Raw genomic sequence first — 16,934 nt, 5'->3', positions numbered from 1 at the left:
GAATCCCTCGGGCGCGCCGCGGGATCGAACCGAGGCGGGGGGGCGGGGCGGATCCGCCGCGGAAGGGGGAATGATGAATCGGCCGGAATTCACGCTCATCGACCTGGACCAGGAAGAGCTGGAGGGACACCGCCTGTTTCTCGGCTGCTGGCTCTACCGGACGCCGGATCTGGTTTTTCTGGTCGACCCCGGCCCGGCGTCGAGCGCGGAAAAGCTCGTCGAGGAACTGCGCGCGGAGGGGGTCCGCCGGCTCGACGCGGTGCTCCTCACCCACATCCACATCGACCACGCCGGCGGGACGGGGCACCTGCTCCGCTCCTTCCCCGAGGCGCGCGTGTACTGCCATGAGTCGGGGCGCCGGCACCTCGTCGATCCCGCCCGGCTCTGGAAAGGTTCGCGGGCCGTGCTCGGCCGCGTGGCCGGCGTGTACGGCGCGCCGTCGCCCGTTCCGGAGGCGAACCTGATCGACGAGGCGGCGGTGGAGCGCTTGGGCGTCCGGGTGATGCCGACTCCGGGGCACGCGCCGCACCACGTCTCCTTCGTTTGCGGAGACGCGCTTCTCGTCGGCGAGGCGATCGGGACCCATTGTCCCCTCCCGGGCCGACGGGACGACCAGGTCTATCTGCGGCCCGCCACACCTCCCCGTTTCTTCCTCGACCAGGCGGTCGCCTCCATCGACTCGCTTCTCGCCCTCGATCCCGCGCCGGAGAGGATCCTGTTCGCCCACTACGGAGAGAGGGGGGAAGCGGCGGAGTTGCTCGAGGCGGGGCGCGAGCAGCTCCGTTGGTGGACGTCGGTGGTGGCGGAGCTGGCCGCGGTTTCCGAGGAGAACCTGGAAGAGCGGGCGCACTTCCGCCTTTTGGAGGAGGACCCTCTTTACGCCAATTTTCCGGCGCTGGACGAAGACATCCAGGGGCGGGAGAGGCTCTACGCCGGGCACACGATTCAGGGAATGCTCGGCTGTCTGCACGGCGAGGCGGGGAAATGAAAAAAGGGCGGTCTCCGTTTCCGGAAACCGCCCCGTTCCTTCGATGATCTTCCCGGCTATTTCTTCTTCAGAATGATTCGGGCGTCAACGACCTTGAGGCCGTTCCCCTCTTCGTAGACCAGAACCGGGTTCGCGTCGGACTCGCTGATCTCGTCGGCCAGGTCGAGAACCATGTTGGAGTAGCGACAGATCGTGTCCGCCAGCGCCGCCCGGTCCCGAGGAGCCTCGCCCCGGGCGCCGGCCAGGATCGGAGCGCCGCGGATCTCGCCGATCATGTTCGTCGCTTCCGTTCGGCTCACCGGCGTCACCCGGAAGGTGACGTCCTTGAGCACTTCCACGAAGATTCCGCCGAGACCGAACATCATGGTGGGTCCGAATGTGGGATCGTTCACCGATCCCAGAATCACCTCGGTCCCATGGGGCGCCATCTCCTGGATCACCACGCCGTGGATGTCCGCGTCCGCCTTGTAGGCCTTGGCGTTCGACAGGATCGTCCGGTAGGCCTCGCGGATTCCCGCCTCGTCCTCGATCCCCACCTTGACGCCGCCGGCGTCCGATTTGTGGAGGATGTCGGGGGAGACGATCTTCATCACGATCGGGAAACCGATCGCGGCGGCGGTCTTCGCCGCTTCGTCCTCGTTTTTGGCGAGCCGGGTTTGCGTGATCGGAAGGCCGTACAGGTCGAAGACCGTCTTGGCCTCTACCTCGGTGAGAACGCCGCGGCCGTCGGCGCGGGCGCCGGCGATGATCTTGAGCGCCTCGTCCCGTTTCCCGGATTCGACGACGGGGACCTCTTCCCGTTTCTTGGCGTGCATCTTGGTGTAACGATTGAGCGCCGCCATGGCGTCCACGGCGATGTCCGGGGCGCCGTAGGCGGGGACACCCTGCTCCAGCAACCACCGCATGGCCTTGGCGCTTTCCTCGCCGCCGACGAAACTGACGGTCACCGGTTTGTCCTTCACGCCCGAGGCGTCGATGGCCTTCTTGATCCCCTTCGCGATCTCCAGGGGATCGGTGATGGCGGTCTCGCAGTAAAGCACCACCAGGCCGTTCACCCAGGGATGGGCGATGGCGTAGCGGACCGAATCTTCATACCAGTCGAGGCCGGCCATGCCGGTCAGGTCCACCGGGTTCTTAGCGGAGCCGAATTCGGGCATGTGCTTCTTGAGTTCTTTTTGCGCCTCCTCGGGGGCGAACTTCAGCGGCAGGCCGAAACGCTCCGCCGCGTCGGTGGCGAGCACGCCCACGCCGCCGCCGTTGGTGATGATGAGGAGATTGTCCCCCTTCATCGGCGGTTGCATGGAGAAGGCGAGGGAGAGATCGAAGAGGTTGTCCAGGTGGCGCGCCGTCACGACGCCGGCCTGGTCGAAGGCGGCGCCGTACACCTTCGCCGCGCCCGCAAGCGAACCGGTGTGGGAGGCGGCCGCCGCGGCGCCGTGCTCCGAGTCGCCCGCCTTCAGCGCCACGATCGGCTTCTCGGATTTACGGGCGACCTCGATGAATCGCCGGCCGTCCTTGAAACCTTCGATATAGAGGGTAATGCAGCCCGTGTTCTCGTCGTGGCTCAACCACTCCACCGCGTCGGCGAAGTTCACGTCGGACATGTTGCCGATGGAGATGAGCTTGTCGAAACCGACGCGCCGGGTGAATGTGGCGGCGTCGATGGCGATCAGGAGCGCGCCGCTTTGGGAGACCAACGAGGCCTTGCCGGGGAGCGGCAGGAAGGGGGCGAAGGAGGCGTTGAGCTTGTCCGAGTTGGAGAGGGTGCCCACGATATTCGGGCCGAGGATGCGCATCCCGTAGGAGCGGGCGATCTCGACGAGCCGGTTCTCCAGGTCCCTCTCGCCCACCTCGCTGAAGCCGGAGGCGATGATGATGAGACCCTTCACGCCCTTCTTGCCGCAGTCCTCCACCGCCTGCGGAACCATGACGGCGGGGACGGTGATGGCGGCTGCGTCGACTTCGCCCGGCACGTCCGCCAGGCTCGGGTACACCTTGATGCCGAGGATCTCGTCCGCCTTCGGGTTGATCGGGTAGATTCGCCCCTCGTATTTCGCGTCGATCAGGTTCTTGACCACCGCGTAGCCGATCTTCCCCGGCTTGCTCGACGCACCGATGATCGCGACCGATTTCGGCCGGAACAATCCGTCCAGTGATGCTGTTGCCACGTTCCTATCTCCTGTGTCCTGTCGGAATGAGGTGACCAGTCCGCCTCTTATTCGGATTATCGGTTCCGTGGGTCGGACCCCGAGACCGAGACGTGATTCTCTTCCCGCTCTTTCCCCTCGTATTATCCTAACGTCTTGGCGTTACTGGGGATGCGGCCCCTTTTGGGTCGTGCGATTCACTCGCCGGGGCTCACAGCGGACCGTGCCGGGAACCGGGGTATCACGCCGAGGACCTCTTATTGTCGCCCCATGGGACCGAATCCGTCAAGGCCCCCTTTCCCTTTACTTCAGGGCCTCTTCGGAGCTGAAGGGGCGGTCCGGCCGGAGGGCGTGGAGCACCTCGCCGTCGCTCTCGTTCGATTCTCCGGCGAGGGCGCGGGCGACCAGATCCCCCACGCCCGGGCCGAGCATGAAACCCTGGCCGCACATGCCGACCGCCGCCCAGTGGTTCTCCGGGCCGAGCCGCCCGACGATGGGGGAACCGTCCGGCGTCTGCGGATAATTCCCCCGCCAGACGCGGCGGACCTTCAGGTTGGCGAGGCGCGGTAGAAGATCGACCATGCGCGGCGCCACCAGCGGCAGGAACTCGCTCGTCTCGTCGACGCTCGTGCCGAGGATGGGCGGGTCGGGGGTCATGCAGAAGACGATCTGGCCGGTGTCGTGTTGGTAGAAGTAGTAGTTGGCGGAACCGGGCGCTTTGCGGATGTCCACCACCATCGGGTCGAAGAAACGTTTCACCGGCTCGGTGATCCCCGACTCGTGACAGTCCGGCGTGACGGGAAGACGAACGCCGGCCATCGCGCCCACCTCTTTCGCGAAGGAGCCGGCGCAGTTGACCACGGCCCCGCAGGCGTAGCTCCCCCGGTTCGTCGTCACCGCCTTTACGCGCCCCCCTTCGATCCGGAGCCCGCTCACCTTCTCCCGAAAGCGAAAGACCGCGCCCAGCCGGACCGCCCGCCGGTGAAAGGCGTAGCCGCTCCGCACCGGATGGGCGCTCCCGTCCTCCGGCGAGTGGGTGCCGCCGAGAAGCCCTTCCCCGTTGATCCCCGGAATCAGCCGCCGCATTTCCTCCGCCTCGATCCAGCGGATGTTCAGTCCCGCCGCCTGCTGTTTGGGGATCATTCCCCGGAGAAGCGCCGCGATCGTTTCGTCGTAGGCGACGTAGGCGTAGCCCCCTTCGCGCCAGCCGATCTCTTCGCCGTGTCGTTCCTTCCAGGCGCGGAAGGTCTCGAGAGAGTGCAGGCAGAGGGCGACCTTCGCCGGCTCGCTATGGGTGGCCCGTATGCCGCCGATGGCGCATTTGTTGTTTCCCTGGCCGGCGGAGGCGTGCTCGTCGATGCAGAGAACGCGGATCTTCCTTTCGGCGAGGCTCATGGCGAGAGGGACGCCCACGCTCCCCGCGCCGATCACGACGACGTCCCAGGCGCGCCCGCTCATCGGTCCGACCTCCCGCCCGAAAACCATCCGAGGGGCGTTTCCGCGAAGAGCGGCCTGTCGGTAAAGGGGGTGATCTCCTCGTCGGGGATTCCCTCCTCGCGGCAGAGACGCGCCAGGAGCGGACGGCAGGTCTTCCCGCCGCAGGCGCCGTAGCCGCAGCGGGTGAGCGCCTTGATCTCGTTCATGTCGCGCACGCCCCCCCGAAGGAGGGAGCGGATCTCACCGACGGTTACCCGCTCGCAGCGACAGAGGATCGCGTCGTCCGCGAGAAGACTCTCCCACGGCTCCGGCTCCGGCGACGTCTCCTCCGGTGACTGCACGCGCACCCCCGCGATCCGGTTGGCGATCGCCGCGGGCGCCTCGATTCGGAGAAGGAGCGTCCCCGGCGTCGACTTGGGCCGGAGGATCTTGAGGAGCCGCCCCCGCCCGAGCGCTTCGCCGGCGTGATCGACCACGGCGATCTCCTCCCCCTCGGCGACGCGCCACGCGCCCAGCTCGAAGGGGACGATCACGACGGGGCTCTCCGGGTCCTTGCGGCGGTCCACCAGCGTGACCGCCAGGCCGGGGCAGATGGTGACGCACTTCATGCAGCCGGTGCAGTCGCCGTCGAATTCGGGCATGCCGAGGATCGGGTGGTCTTCGGTGTGGATCAGGTTGTTCGGACAGACGGTCATGCAGGGGTTGCAGGGGATCTCCTGCGTGCAGTGGAGGATCGGGTAGATCCCCTCGCGGCGCGTTTCTTCCTCATAAGGATGAACCGCTCCGCCGGGGCTCTTCAGCACCTCCGCCTTGACGCTCCACTCTTCCGGGATCGCCCGGTCCGTGGCGCCCAGGTCGCGGGCGATCTCGATGCCCCGAATCTTGCCGGAGAACATGGCGGCGCTCGCTTCGGCGATCTCCTCGGCGTCGCCGGCGAGGCGCGAATCGACGCCGAAGGCCAGCGCCTTTTCGTGGAACTCGTTCACCGGATCGAGGCCGACGGCGATGAGGAGCGTGTCGACGCGGTAGGTCTTTTCCGTTCCCGGGATCGGGCGGAACGCCTCGTCCACGGCGGCGACGGTCACCGCCTCCAGGCCCTCGCTCCCGTGGGCGGCGATCACCGTGTGGCGTGTGTAGATCGGCACGCCGAGCCGGCGGATCTTGTCGGCGTGCACGTAGTACCCGCCGCAGGTTTCCAGCGCCTCCGCCAAGCCGACCACGGTCATGTCCGCCTGCAATGCGTGATAGGCGGCGATCAGCCCCACGTTCCCGCCGCCGAGCACGAAGATCCGGTCCGACGAGCGGACGGCGTCCCGGTTGACCAGCGTCTGGAAGGCGCCCGCGCCGTAGACGCCGGGGAGGTCGCAGCCGGGGAAGACGATCGACTTCTCCCGCGCGCCGGCGGAAACGAGGAGCGTCTTCGGCGCTACGATCTTGTAGCCGTCGGAGCGCCGGATCCCGATCGTCCGGTCGCTGTACACGCCGAGGGCGATCGATTGGAGCCACACGTCGACGTCCGGGAGTTCCGCGATCTCCCTTTCCAGGATGCGGGCGATCTCGGTCCCCCGCGTTCCGGCGTGGCAGTCCTCGACGGAGCCGAAGAACTTATGGGTCTGAAGCACCAGCTTGCCGCCGAGGCGATCCTTGTCGTCCGCCAGGATCGTTCGGACACCGACCTTCCCCAGCTCGATCGCCGCCGCCATCCCCGAGGGGCCGGCGCCGAGGATCAGCACGTCCGTCTCGATCCTCTCCGGCGGATCCACGCCGGGGGGCGGAACCTCGAGCAGCTCGGGGAGTCCCTCCAGGCTCCGCACGTCCATCCCCTCGCGGAGAGGCGTGACGCAGCTTTTCAGGGGGACGCCGTCGATGATGAGCGTGCACTGGGCGCACTGGCCGTTGGCGCAGTAGATCCCCTGCGCCCCGCCGTCCTTGTGGTGATGTCCGAAGACCCGGACGCCGCCGGCGAAGAGGGCGGAGGAGACCGCCTCTCCCTCGCGGCCTTTCAGGTCTCGGCCGTTGAAGGTAAAACGAACCGTCCGGCCGCCGGCCGGATCGAAGACGGGATGCCGGGTGATTCGTCCGCTGTCGCTTTCCGGCGTCAAGTCGTCACACTCCTCGAGGATGAAGCCAACCGGGGACGCGATCCACGAGTGTACACCGGGTAACGATGGTTAGGCAATCCCCGGCGGCAGGGGGGAGGGCGCCGTGCGCGCCCCGCAACTCGTTTGGCGGTTTTGAGTTGCGAGGACAGGGCGGGCGGCCCGGGGCTCATCGAAAACGCCCCGGACCGCCGCGCTCGGGGTCAGCGGATCGCCGTCTCCTCGTAGAGAAGGGCGCCGCCGTCGGTCAGCAGTTTCCATGTCGCGGTCAGATCGTCGCGGATGAAGTGATAGAGGGCGACCCGCGCCAGATAGGAAAAGTCGAGTTCGCCGCTCATGATCGATTCCACGAGTCCCTTTTCCTTCGGGAAATGGGTCACGTTCACCATCTCGTCCTCGGGAATCTCGGCGAGATCCCGGGCGAGGGCGACGGCGCGGTCCATGCCGCCGATCCCGTCGATCAACCCGTTGGCGAGGGCCTGCCTGCCCGTCCAGACGCGGCCGTGGGCGAGCTTTTCCGCCTCCTCGAAGGTCATGCCGCGTTTCTCCGCCACGTCGCGGAGCCACATGTTGAAGCCTTCCCAATGGTTCTCGGTGAAGCGTTCCCACTCCTCGTCGGTGAAGTCGCGCTGACTCGACCAGATGAGTCCCATCGGCCCCTTCTCCAACGTGTCGTGGGTGAAGCCGAGCTTTTCGTGGAGGCCGCTGATGTTCATCTTGGCGCTGATGGAGCCTATGGAGCCGGTGATCGTCGTGGGGTCGGCGATGACCCGCGTCCCGCGGTAGGCGATGTAGTAGCCGCCCGAAGCGGCCACGTCGACCATGCTCACCACCACCGGTTTCTCGGCGGAGGCGATCTCCACCGCCCGGGCGATCAGATCGGAGGTGAGCGACGATCCGCCGCCGCTGTTCACGCGAAAGACGATCGCCGCCACGTCGTCGTCCTCGCGCGCCGCCCGCAGGTCCTCGGCGACCGACTCGTGTCCCATGAGGATTCCCAACATGGGATCCACCTTGCTCTTCCGGCCGGCGATGGTCCCCTCGGCGTGAACGACGGCGATCGTCTTCTTCCCCTCGCGATCCAGATCCTTCCAGGTGACGTCGCCGTAGCGCCCCTCATCGACGAGGGGGAGATCATCGTCGTCGTCGTCACTCTCCTCCTCCGCGCCGCCGTCCTCTCCCTCGATCGAATCGATCAGCTCGTCCCAGTAGGCGATTCGGTCGGCGAGGCCTCCCTCGACCGCTTCCTCGGAGGTGAAGAGGGCGTGCTCCATCAGCGCCGTCGCCTCTTCCTCGCTCATGCCGCGGTCTTCGCGGATCGCGTCCATGAACATCGCCCACTGCTCGTCCATCAGCCAGCGTCGGTTCTCCATCGCCGGTTCGGAGAGTTTTTCGCGGGTGACCAGCTCGGCGGCGCTCTTGTAATCCTTGATCTTGTGAACGTTCGGTTTCACGCCGATCTTGTCGAGGGTCTTCTTCACGTGCGTCGACATCATCGCCATCCCGGTGAACTGGATGTACGCCGGCGGCGGGATGAAGATGGAGTCGCAGGCGGAGGCGAGGTAGAAGGTGCGCCGGTCCATCGAGTCCGCCCATCCGTAGACCGGCTTGCCGGAGTCGCGGAGACGGTGCACCGCGCCGCGAATCTCCTCGAGCATCGCCGTGCCGGCGCCGCTGGCGGCGGAGAGCTTCAGGATCACGCCGGCGACGCGATCGTCGTAACGCGCCTTGTCCAGGTTGTCCAGCGTCCGGGAAAGGGTGCGGGGCGAACCGCCGACGATCTCCGCCAGCAATCCGCCGGGCGGGTCGTACTCGGTGATCTCGCCGTACAGATCGATGACGAGCCAGGAGCCGTCCTCGATCTTCTCCTCGTCCCCGTGGAGGGCGGCGGCGCCGATTCCGATCAGCAGCAGAATCAGCACCGCGAAGGCGAGGAGGGATGCGAAAAAGGATCGGAGAAAGGGGTGGGATCGGGATCTCACGGTTTGCCTCCTTGCGCGTTGGACTACGCGTATTTCGTGGGCATGACGGAAGCCGGGCGCGGGACGGGTGGGCATCGCCGGCCGCTTGATTTCTCATACGTTTCGGCGCCGGAACCGGTTTCACCCTCCGGCGACGCAGGGATTGTAGCAGCCCGGAGGCGGCCGCGCCAGAACGGGACGACGGTCTTTCGGGCGGCCTTTCTCGAGGGACGAAGAAACGCCCCGCCCGGCGGTCCGGACGGGGCGTCGGTGCGTCAGTGCCGGAATCCGGGATCAGTCCTCCGGATAGAAGGGGGCCCAGTCCGGTTGGTCGTAGGAGAGGACGCCGTACTGGCTCGAAGAGGCGACTTCCACCGGAGTGGAAACCGACAGGCCGGTGCCGGCGGCGGTGTACGACGCCCGGTAGAGCGACGTGGCGCTCGGCATGAAGCGGTCGAAGGCGATCTCGTCGTGCATGGGCGACGGGGCGATCCAGTTCAGCGGTTGCGGGGAGGTGCCCAGCACGGAGGTGATGTCCGTCACGGTCCTCGAGTCGACGTGAATGGCCCGGATCTTCCGGTCCGCTCCGTCCAGCTGATTGACGAAGAGGAACTCGCCGTCGTGGGACCAGCCGCCGCGGCGGACGTCGGAGAATCCGTCAAAGACGTTCACCACTTCCTTGTCGCTTCCGTCCGCGTCCATCACGACCCAATCATAGTGAAGCGCCTTGCTCGTGGTGAGCGTCCGCGCGAAGAAGGCGATCTTCGTTCCGTCCGGCGACCAGACCGGTTGATAACACCACACGATGGTGACGTCCGTGCCGTCCGGCTCCTCCAACGCCTCGTCCTCGTAGGTGAGCTGGGTGAGGCCGGTGCCGTCCTCGTCGACGACGAAGATGTTGCGTCCGGGGTAGTACGAGCCGACGCCGGCCGCCTCGAAGACGATTCTCTCCTCCGCCGGGGATCCGTCCAGGGCCGCCACGTTGAGACGCGCGTGGTCGGTGAGTTTCTCCACGTTCAGGCCGTCGAAGGCGTCGCATCCCCAGATCGCCTGTTCGCCGCTCTGATCGACCTTGGCCCGGAAGTAGACGCGACGGCAGCCGTAACCGAAGGTCCACAGAGTCCCGTTCTCGTGATAGGCGCCGCTCGGCTCCACGATCACCGAGTCCCTTCCGGTGGCGGGATCGATGATGGCGTACTCGCCGCCCGAGGAGGCGACCAGCATCAGGCTGCTCGGGAGGGTGGTGTCCACCGCGATGTTGGAGAGGTCGGACCAGTTCGGCTCTTCATCGGCGGTCTTCATCGCGAAGAAGTACTCCGTCCCGCCGCGAAGACCGGTGACGGTGAATGTCTGCTGGACGCCCGCCGCGGCCGGATTCGGCTCGCCGCTGGCGGCGGTCGCGTTCGACCAGTTGCCGGCGGTGATGGTCGCCTCGGCGTAACGGATGTCGTAGGAGTTCGCCGTGCCGCTCGTGGTGTCGTCGCCGACGGCGGTCCAGGTGAGCTTGATGCTGTTCTCCGTGGCGTCCGACGCGACCAGGGTGCTCACCGCCGAGGGCGCGATCACGTCGCCGGTGCCGGACGGGTTGTCGTCGCCGCCGTCGTCGCAGGCGAGGAGGAACAGGGGGAGGACGGCAAGCATGGCGATCCACTTGCGGGGGGGTCTCATTCGCGGCTCCTTTCGGGTTTTGTGATCAACAACGATGCTCGGGAACCGCGCCGAACGACGACACACCTCCCAAACCTTTCAGCGTGCGGATACTTTACGGGCGATGGAGGGAAAAAACCAAGAAAAATCGGCGCGGGAGCCGAATCGACGCGAGGAGTACGATATAGGAAGGAATGCCCCGCCCGGCGGTCCGGACGGGGCGTGGAATGTCGCGTGAATCGTGTGCCCGATCAGTCCTCCGGATAGAAGGGGGCCCAGTCGGGATCGTTATAGCTGGGGCCGGCGGTCACGTTGTTGATGAGCTCCGCCAAATTCGAGACGGAGAGACCGGTCCCGGCCGCCGAGTAATCCGCCGTGAAGAGCGGGCTGCCGCTCGGGTAGAAGCGGTCGAAGGCGATCTCGTCCGTCTGAGGAGACGGGGCGATCAGATTGACGGGGTAGGGGGTGCTCCCCAGTCCCGCCGTGATATTCGACTCGTTCAATGTGGCGAGGTGCAGGGCGAGGATCTTGCGCGCCGAGCCGTCGGCGTGGTTGATGAAGAGGAACTCCCCGTCCCGGGACCAGCCGCCGCGCCGGTAATGGGCGTCGCCGGAGTGTACGAAGACGATTTCCTTGTTGCTCCCGTCGGCGTCCATCACGATCCAATCGAAATGCGGGTTGGTTCCGAAATCGGTGACCGTCACGTTCGCCCAGTAGGCGATCTTGGTTCCGTCCGCCGACCAGAGGGGCATGTAAGACCAGTTGACGCGGACGTTGGTGCCGTTCGGCTCCTGGAGCATTTCCTCGTTCGTGGTGAGCTGAGTGAGGCCGGAGCCGTCTTCGTCGATCGCGAAAATGTTGGTTCCCGGATAGTGGGGATCGACGCCGGTGGCCTGGAAGACGATCTTCTCCTCCGTCGGCGAGCCGTCCAGATCGCCCACGTCCATCCGCGTATGGTCGGTGATCATCTCCACGTTCGCGCCGTCGAAAGCGTCGCAACCCCAGATCGCGGATGCGCCGCTCACGTCGACCCGGCAATCGAAGTAGACCCTGCGGCAGCCGTAGCCGAAGGTCCAGGCCGTGGCCGTATAATTCACGTTCGGCTCGATCTCCACCGAATCCTGGCCGGTGGCGGGATTCACGATCACGTAGTGGCTCCCCCGGGAGGCCACCAGGATCAGGCTGCTCGGAAGGGTGGTGTCCACCGCCACGTTGGAGAGACCGGACCAGTTGGGCACCTCGTCGCCCGCCTTCATGGCGAAGAAGTACTCCGTCCCACCTTCGAGGTCGGTGACGGTGAGGGTCTGCTGCGTCCCCGCCGCGGCCGGATTCGGCTCGCCGGTCGCCTGCGTGGCGCTCGACCAGTTCGCGGCGGTGATGGTCGCCTCGGCGTAACGGATGTCGTAGGAGCTCGCCGTGCCGCTCGTGGTGTCGTCTCCGGTGGAGGTCCAGGTGAGCTGGATCGACGTCCGCGTCGCGTCCGACGCGACCAGGTCGCTCACCGCCGAGGGCGCGATCACGTCGCCGGTGCCGGACGGATTGTCGTCGTCGCCGTCGCCGCAGGCGAGAAAGAGGATGGGGAGGATGGCAAGCATGGCGATCCACTTGCGGGGGGTTCTCATGAGCGGCTCCTTTCGAAGCTGGTGGTGATCCGGCGCGGGAAGACGCGGCCCGTCGCGCCTCCGCGGACCGAAGGGCGTGGATAAACCCTATAGTGATGAATAAGGGATGTCACGGGAAAAAGCCCGGCCGGCGGGGGCGGTGGGCGCCGGCGCGGCGGGGCGAAGGGGATCAATCCTCGGGAAGGAGTCTCTCGGTCCTTTCGTAGATCACGCCTCGCTCTTTCTGATAGGCGAGAAGCCGCTCGAAACAACCCGGCTCGGCGCCGAGATACTCGGGGGGACAGATCCCTTTGCGGTCGAAGGATCCGTCCAGAAGGAGCGTCGCCGCGGCGGTCGCCGTGTAGCCGGTGGTGCGCGCCATGGAACTGGTGCGGGTTTCCTCGTCGTAGCGGTCGAAGAGATCATAGACGATTTCCACCGGCTTTCCCTCCCGTCGGCCTCGAAGAATCGCCCGCATCACCGTCAGCTCCGGTTCGTCCTCGGCGAGGCGCCAGCGCGGGAAGAGCAGCCGCGCGGTGACGTCGATGGGCCTCACCGTCGCGCCGTTCACGTCGATCGGTTCCTTGTCGAAGAAGCCGCTCTCCAGGAGGAGGCGGATGTACTCGAAGTGCCCCGGGTAGCGGAGCGTCTTCTCCCGCATGTTCGGGACCTTCATGGTACGAAGGAGCGTGCGGAGCCCGTCCGTGTTGGACGCCTCCAGCGTCCCCACCGGATCGATGTCCACGTACTCCGCGCCGGAGAGGACCGGCCGGGTGACGACGCGGCCGTTCTCGACGAGGCGGGCGGGGCGGATGTATTCCTCGAAGACGTCGATGGGGGAGAAGGGGGCCTTGTACTGGTAAGGCCAGGTCCGCTTCACCGGGAGGCCGCCGACGACGCACTCGAAGTCCTCCACCTCCATGCGCGCGGCGTGGTGGCCGAGGATCACGTTGGACATTCCCGGCGCGACGCCGCAGTCCACGACGGCGGTGACGCCTTTCTCCTTGGCCATCTCATCGAGGGCGAAGGCGTCCTCGTCGAAGAAGGAGATATCCACGATGTTCCGGCCCGCCTCGATCACGGCGCGGACCGTCTCGAAGCCGAGGAATCCGGGGACGGCGCCGATCACCAGGTCCTGGCCCGCCGCGGCGCGGCGAACCGCCTCCTGATCCGCGGCGTTCAGCGCCACGACGCGGATCGGGTGGTGCTCCCGAATGAGGGCGAGGCGCTCTTCGTCGATGTCCGCGAGGGTGGTGTCGAAGGCGCGGCAGAGGTCCACCGCCATCGCCCGGCCGACCATGCCGGCGCCGATCACGAGTATTTTTTGCATAAAGCGTCTCCGCGTGAAGGTCTTTCAGGATCGCCCTAACGATAGCACGGGGAACGGGTTTCGGCAACCACGGTCCGGCAGGACGGGCTACGGCGACGCGGCCTTCGTCACCGAAGAAGGGGAGGACCGGCGGGGGCCGGGGCGCGCCGCGCCGATCACCCGCCGATCACCTTGACCAGTACGCGTTTCCGCCGTTTCCCGTCGAACTCGCCGTAGAAGATTTGCTCCCAGGGGCCGAAATCGAGACGGCCGTCGGTGACCGCCACCACCACTTCTCGTCCCATGATTTGGCGTTTGTGGTGGGCGTCGCCGTTATCCTCGCCGGTCCGGTTGTGGCGGTAGCGTTCCGGCGACGGATCGAAGGGGGCCAGCTCCTCGAGCCATCGCTTGTAGTCCTCGTGAAGGCCGGGCTCGTCGTCGTTGATGAAGACCGACGCGGTGATGTGCATGGCGTTCACCAGGCAGAGCCCTTCCCGGATCCCGCTCTTTCGCACGACCCCCTCCACTTCGGCGGTGATGTTCCGGAACGCCATCCGTTCAGGAACTTCGAAGGTCAAATATTCGGTCGCGGATTTCATTCTTTCCTTTCCGTCGCCGGCGCCGGTCCGCCGGGCGGCGCGGCCCTTTCTCGGCGTTGATCAGCGAACCTTCTGCATCAGCTCCAGGAATTCCTCGTAATGCATGGCTTCCCAGCTCTCGGCTGTGACCGCCCCCTCGCTCCGGCTGATGAGAGACACCTGGTGCGCCGTCTTCACGTCCGGCGCCTCGTAGATGTCCATGAAATCGTAGGGGCCGAGCAGGGCGTAGTGGGCGACCCACTTCACCTCGGGGCAAACGCTCTTCACTTTTTTCATCCATTCCTTCCCCATGGCGCGGCGGCCCTCCGCGTCGCGCAGCGCCTCCGGGGCGAGCCGGGTCATCAGTACGAACGTCGGCATGCGGCACCTCCTTGATTCCGGGCGGAACGCCGCGCTCCGGCGCACACGCCCGACTTTTCCACATTCCGCTGGACAGAACGATTATCCTCGTCTTTATGATGGTTTCCAAGAGGCTTCTCGACAGGGGGGAGCGTCACCCCTCGAAAGGATCCCGTTCATGCGCAAACGAATCGCCGTCTTGCTCGCGATCCTCGCCGGCGTCCTCCTTCTGGCGGCGGCCGCCTTCCTGATTTTCTTTCCCGCCGACCGGACCGGCCGGATCCTGGCGGACCGCGTGGCCGGCGCCCTCGGCGCGCCGGTGTCTCTGGAGGAGGCGCGGCCGAGCCTCCGCCCACTCGGTCTCGCCTTCCGCGGGCTCCGCGTAGAGGGAGGCGGCGTGCCGGGGGGCGCGCCGGACGTCACCCTCCGGGAAGGAACGCTCGACCTCCGATTTCTCCCCCTTCTACGCCGCCGCATCGAGGTGGACCGCGTCCTCCTCACCGGCCTGGATGTGACGTTTGTCCTTCCGGAGAGGGAAGCCGTTCAAGAGGGAGCGCCCCCTTCGCCCGCGGATGGGGCGCCGCCGATCGCCGCTCCGCCGGGAGAACAGGCGGTTTCGGAAGGTTCCTCCTTCGCCCTTCTGCTTTCCTCCGCGGAGATCCGCGAGGCGAACCTCCGTCTCATCGATCCCGCGGACGGCGGGGAGATCCGTCTCGAGGGGATCGAGGCGCGGACCGGGCTCCGTGCGGAGAGGGACGGCGAAGCGGAAGCGCGCGGTGAAGTGACGATCGAGCGCGTGACCGCGTCGCGGCTCGACTCGGCCGGTCTGGCCGGAGGGATCGGTCCGATACGGATCCGCTACGACGGGCTCTATCGCGCCGACGGCACGGCGGAGGTGCGCGAGATCGCCGTCGCCCTCCGCGACTTGGAGATCGCCTTCAACGGCTCTCTCGCCGGGCTCCCCGATGAGCCGGAGGGGACCCTCTCCTTCTCGGCGCCCGGCCTCGAGACGGCCGACCTTCTCTCCCTCCTCCCGGTCCCGGCCGACGGCCCACTCCCGTGGAGCGGACGGGGGCCGGTCTCCCTGGACGGGGAGGTCGCTCTCCGCCCGCCCGCTCCCGTGGATTTCCGCGTCCTCCTCGTTCTCGGCGGCCTCGAGGTGCGCCGCGAAGGGGCGGCGGAACCGATCCGTTCGGTGACCGGCCGCCTGGAGATCACGCCGGAAGAGGTGCGGCTCGAGAACGTGGGCGCGGTGATCGGCGCCGATTCGGTCCGGATCGACGGGACGGCGGCCCCTCTGCGCGAGCCGCGGATCGACCTCGCGGTGATCGGCGCCGTCGATCTGGAGGCGCTCGCCCGAACCGGCCTTCTTCCGGCGGGGGTGACCGCGAAGGGCGCGGTGAGGTTGGACCTCCGCGCCGCCGGTCCCGCCGCCGAGCCGGAGAAGATCCGCCTGTCGGGATCGGCCCGCTTCGACCGTGTCGCCTATCGTTCCGCCGCCCCCGATCTGGACGTGGCGGGGGGGTCGGGCGAGTTGCTCTTCGAGGAAAACCGTTTGCGTCTTAACAAATTAAAAGCGAAGCTGAACGGCTCTCCCCTGGAGCTGACGGCGCGGATCGACGATCCTCTCGGGGCGCGTCGCGTCGACGCCGACCTTCGCCTCGGCCGCCTCGATCTCGACCGGATTCTCGCGCCCCTCGACTCGACCGCCGCCCCGGCGAAGGGAGGGGCGAAGCGGACCGCTCCGGCGGCGCCCGCGGGGCCGCCCCTCCCGCCGGTGCCGCCGATCACCCTTTCCGGCCGGGCGCGGATCGACACGATCGTCACCGGCGGCAACCTCTTTCTCGGGTTCGAGGCGAAGCCGTCGCTGACCGGCGGGAACGGCCCCCTCGCCGCGACGATGGGGACGGCCGTGATCGGCGACATCCGCCTCCGCAAGGCCCGCGCCGACCTGGTTCTGAAGGATGGCTCCCTCGGGGGGATCCTCGCCGCCGACAGCGCCGCCCTCGGCCGCGTGCCTCTCCACGACATGCGCTGCCGCCTCGCCCTCGGCCTGGAGGGACGCCTCGCCGTCGACTCGGTCCGCGCCCGCGTATTCCGCGGCCGGATCGAGGGGGACGCGCGGGTCGACATCCGCGGCCGGGACGACAGCTCCTACCGCGCACGCGTCCGCGCCGAAGAGATGGAAGCGAACGATTTTCTCTCCCGCCTGACGCCGGCGCGTGACGTTCTCTTCGGCCGCTTTCAAATGGAATCGGAATGGGAGGGGAGGGGGCTCTCGCCGGACACGATGCTCGCCCACCTCGCCGCCGCGGGCACGATGCGCGTGGAGAACGGCCGCCTCCGAAACCTGGAAGCCATCGACATGATCTCGGAACTGCTCGGCCGGGGCAAGACGGGGGAACTTCCCTTCCGCGCCCTCTGGTCCGATTTCGCCGTGCGGGACCGCAAGGTGGTCTTCGACGATCTGCAGGCGCGCGCCGACGACGCGGATTGGACCGTCTCCGGATCGATCGGTTTCGGAGGCGCCCTGGACTATAAGATCCAGGCGCTCCTCTCGGAGGAACTCTCCCGCAAGTACCGCGGAAACGCGCTCCTCGGCGCTCTTCTCGGCGGCGGGGAGGGACGCGTGCCGGTCCATCTTCGCCTCACCGGGACGACGAAGAAACCGAAGGTGTCGTTGGACGCGGCGGAAACCCTGGACGGCGGCGTCGGCGGCGTTCTCAAGAGGCTGCAGGGAAAGTGATCCCGCTCCGCCGGGGCGCTCTCTCTCCGCGCCCCACGGCGTGTCGGGCCGCCCTCTTGCC

11 protein-coding genes are annotated in these 16,934 nt (G+C 67.1%); 2 read left to right on the top strand and 9 right to left on the bottom strand.

The window, feature by feature from the left end; genetic code table 11:
* Positions 1-73: 73 nt before the first annotated feature.
* The gene (locus JW958_03960) at positions 74-988 is read left to right on the top strand and encodes an MBL fold metallo-hydrolase (protein ID MBN1825398.1); all 915 of its coding nucleotides are present in this window, start codon (positions 74-76) and stop codon (positions 986-988) included.
* A 56-nt stretch (positions 989-1,044) separates the two neighbouring features.
* On the opposite strand, the gene JW958_03955 is transcribed toward JW958_03960, so the two are convergent.
* The 9 genes from JW958_03955 to JW958_03915 form a co-directional block, all read right to left on the bottom strand.
* Complete coding sequence (locus tag JW958_03955) at positions 1,045-3,156, bottom strand: acetate--CoA ligase family protein (protein ID MBN1825397.1); 2,112 nt, start codon at positions 3,154-3,156, stop codon at positions 1,045-1,047.
* A gap of 282 nt (positions 3,157-3,438) precedes the next feature.
* A complete protein-coding gene (locus JW958_03950; protein MBN1825396.1) occupies positions 3,439-4,593 on the bottom strand; it encodes an FAD-binding oxidoreductase in 1,155 nt (384 codons plus the stop codon).
* The gene (locus tag JW958_03945; GenBank protein ID MBN1825395.1) at positions 4,590-6,674 is read right to left on the bottom strand and encodes a (2Fe-2S)-binding protein; all 2,085 of its coding nucleotides are present in this window, start codon (positions 6,672-6,674) and stop codon (positions 4,590-4,592) included. The genes JW958_03950 and JW958_03945 overlap by 4 nt, the downstream gene beginning before the upstream one ends.
* Positions 6,675-6,874: 200 nt before the next feature.
* Complete coding sequence (gene sppA / locus JW958_03940; GenBank protein ID MBN1825394.1) at positions 6,875-8,653, bottom strand: signal peptide peptidase SppA; 1,779 nt, start codon at positions 8,651-8,653, stop codon at positions 6,875-6,877.
* Between the two features lie 273 nt (positions 8,654-8,926).
* On the bottom strand, positions 8,927-10,300 hold the full coding sequence (locus JW958_03935; protein MBN1825393.1) for a fibronectin type III domain-containing protein: 1,374 nt from the start codon (positions 10,298-10,300) through the stop codon (positions 8,927-8,929).
* Between the two features lie 230 nt (positions 10,301-10,530).
* Positions 10,531-11,901, bottom strand: a complete 1,371-nt coding sequence (locus JW958_03930; protein MBN1825392.1) for a fibronectin type III domain-containing protein — start codon at positions 11,899-11,901, stop codon at positions 10,531-10,533.
* 169 nt (positions 11,902-12,070) lie between these two features.
* Positions 12,071-13,210: a saccharopine dehydrogenase NADP-binding domain-containing protein gene (locus JW958_03925; protein ID MBN1825391.1), complete on the bottom strand. Its 1,140-nt coding sequence runs from the start codon at positions 13,208-13,210 to the stop codon at positions 12,071-12,073.
* Between the two features lie 155 nt (positions 13,211-13,365).
* The gene (locus JW958_03920; protein ID MBN1825390.1) at positions 13,366-13,788 is read right to left on the bottom strand and encodes a YjbQ family protein; all 423 of its coding nucleotides are present in this window, start codon (positions 13,786-13,788) and stop codon (positions 13,366-13,368) included.
* Between the two features lie 60 nt (positions 13,789-13,848).
* Positions 13,849-14,148, bottom strand: coding sequence for a GYD domain-containing protein (locus JW958_03915; GenBank protein MBN1825389.1), 300 nt, complete (start codon positions 14,146-14,148; stop codon positions 13,849-13,851).
* Between the two features lie 157 nt (positions 14,149-14,305).
* Here JW958_03915 and JW958_03910 point away from each other — a divergent pair, with 157 nt between their 5' ends.
* Positions 14,306-16,873: a hypothetical protein gene (locus JW958_03910; protein MBN1825388.1), complete on the top strand. Its 2,568-nt coding sequence runs from the start codon at positions 14,306-14,308 to the stop codon at positions 16,871-16,873.
* Positions 16,874-16,934 lie beyond the last annotated feature (61 nt).

It is taken from the genome of Candidatus Eisenbacteria bacterium (assembly GCA_016930695.1).
GTDB lineage: Bacteria > Orphanbacterota > Orphanbacteria > Orphanbacterales > Orphanbacteraceae > JAFGGD01.
Note: the sequence above shows the minus strand (reverse complement) of the source record. Positions and strands in the feature narration are given on the sequence as shown.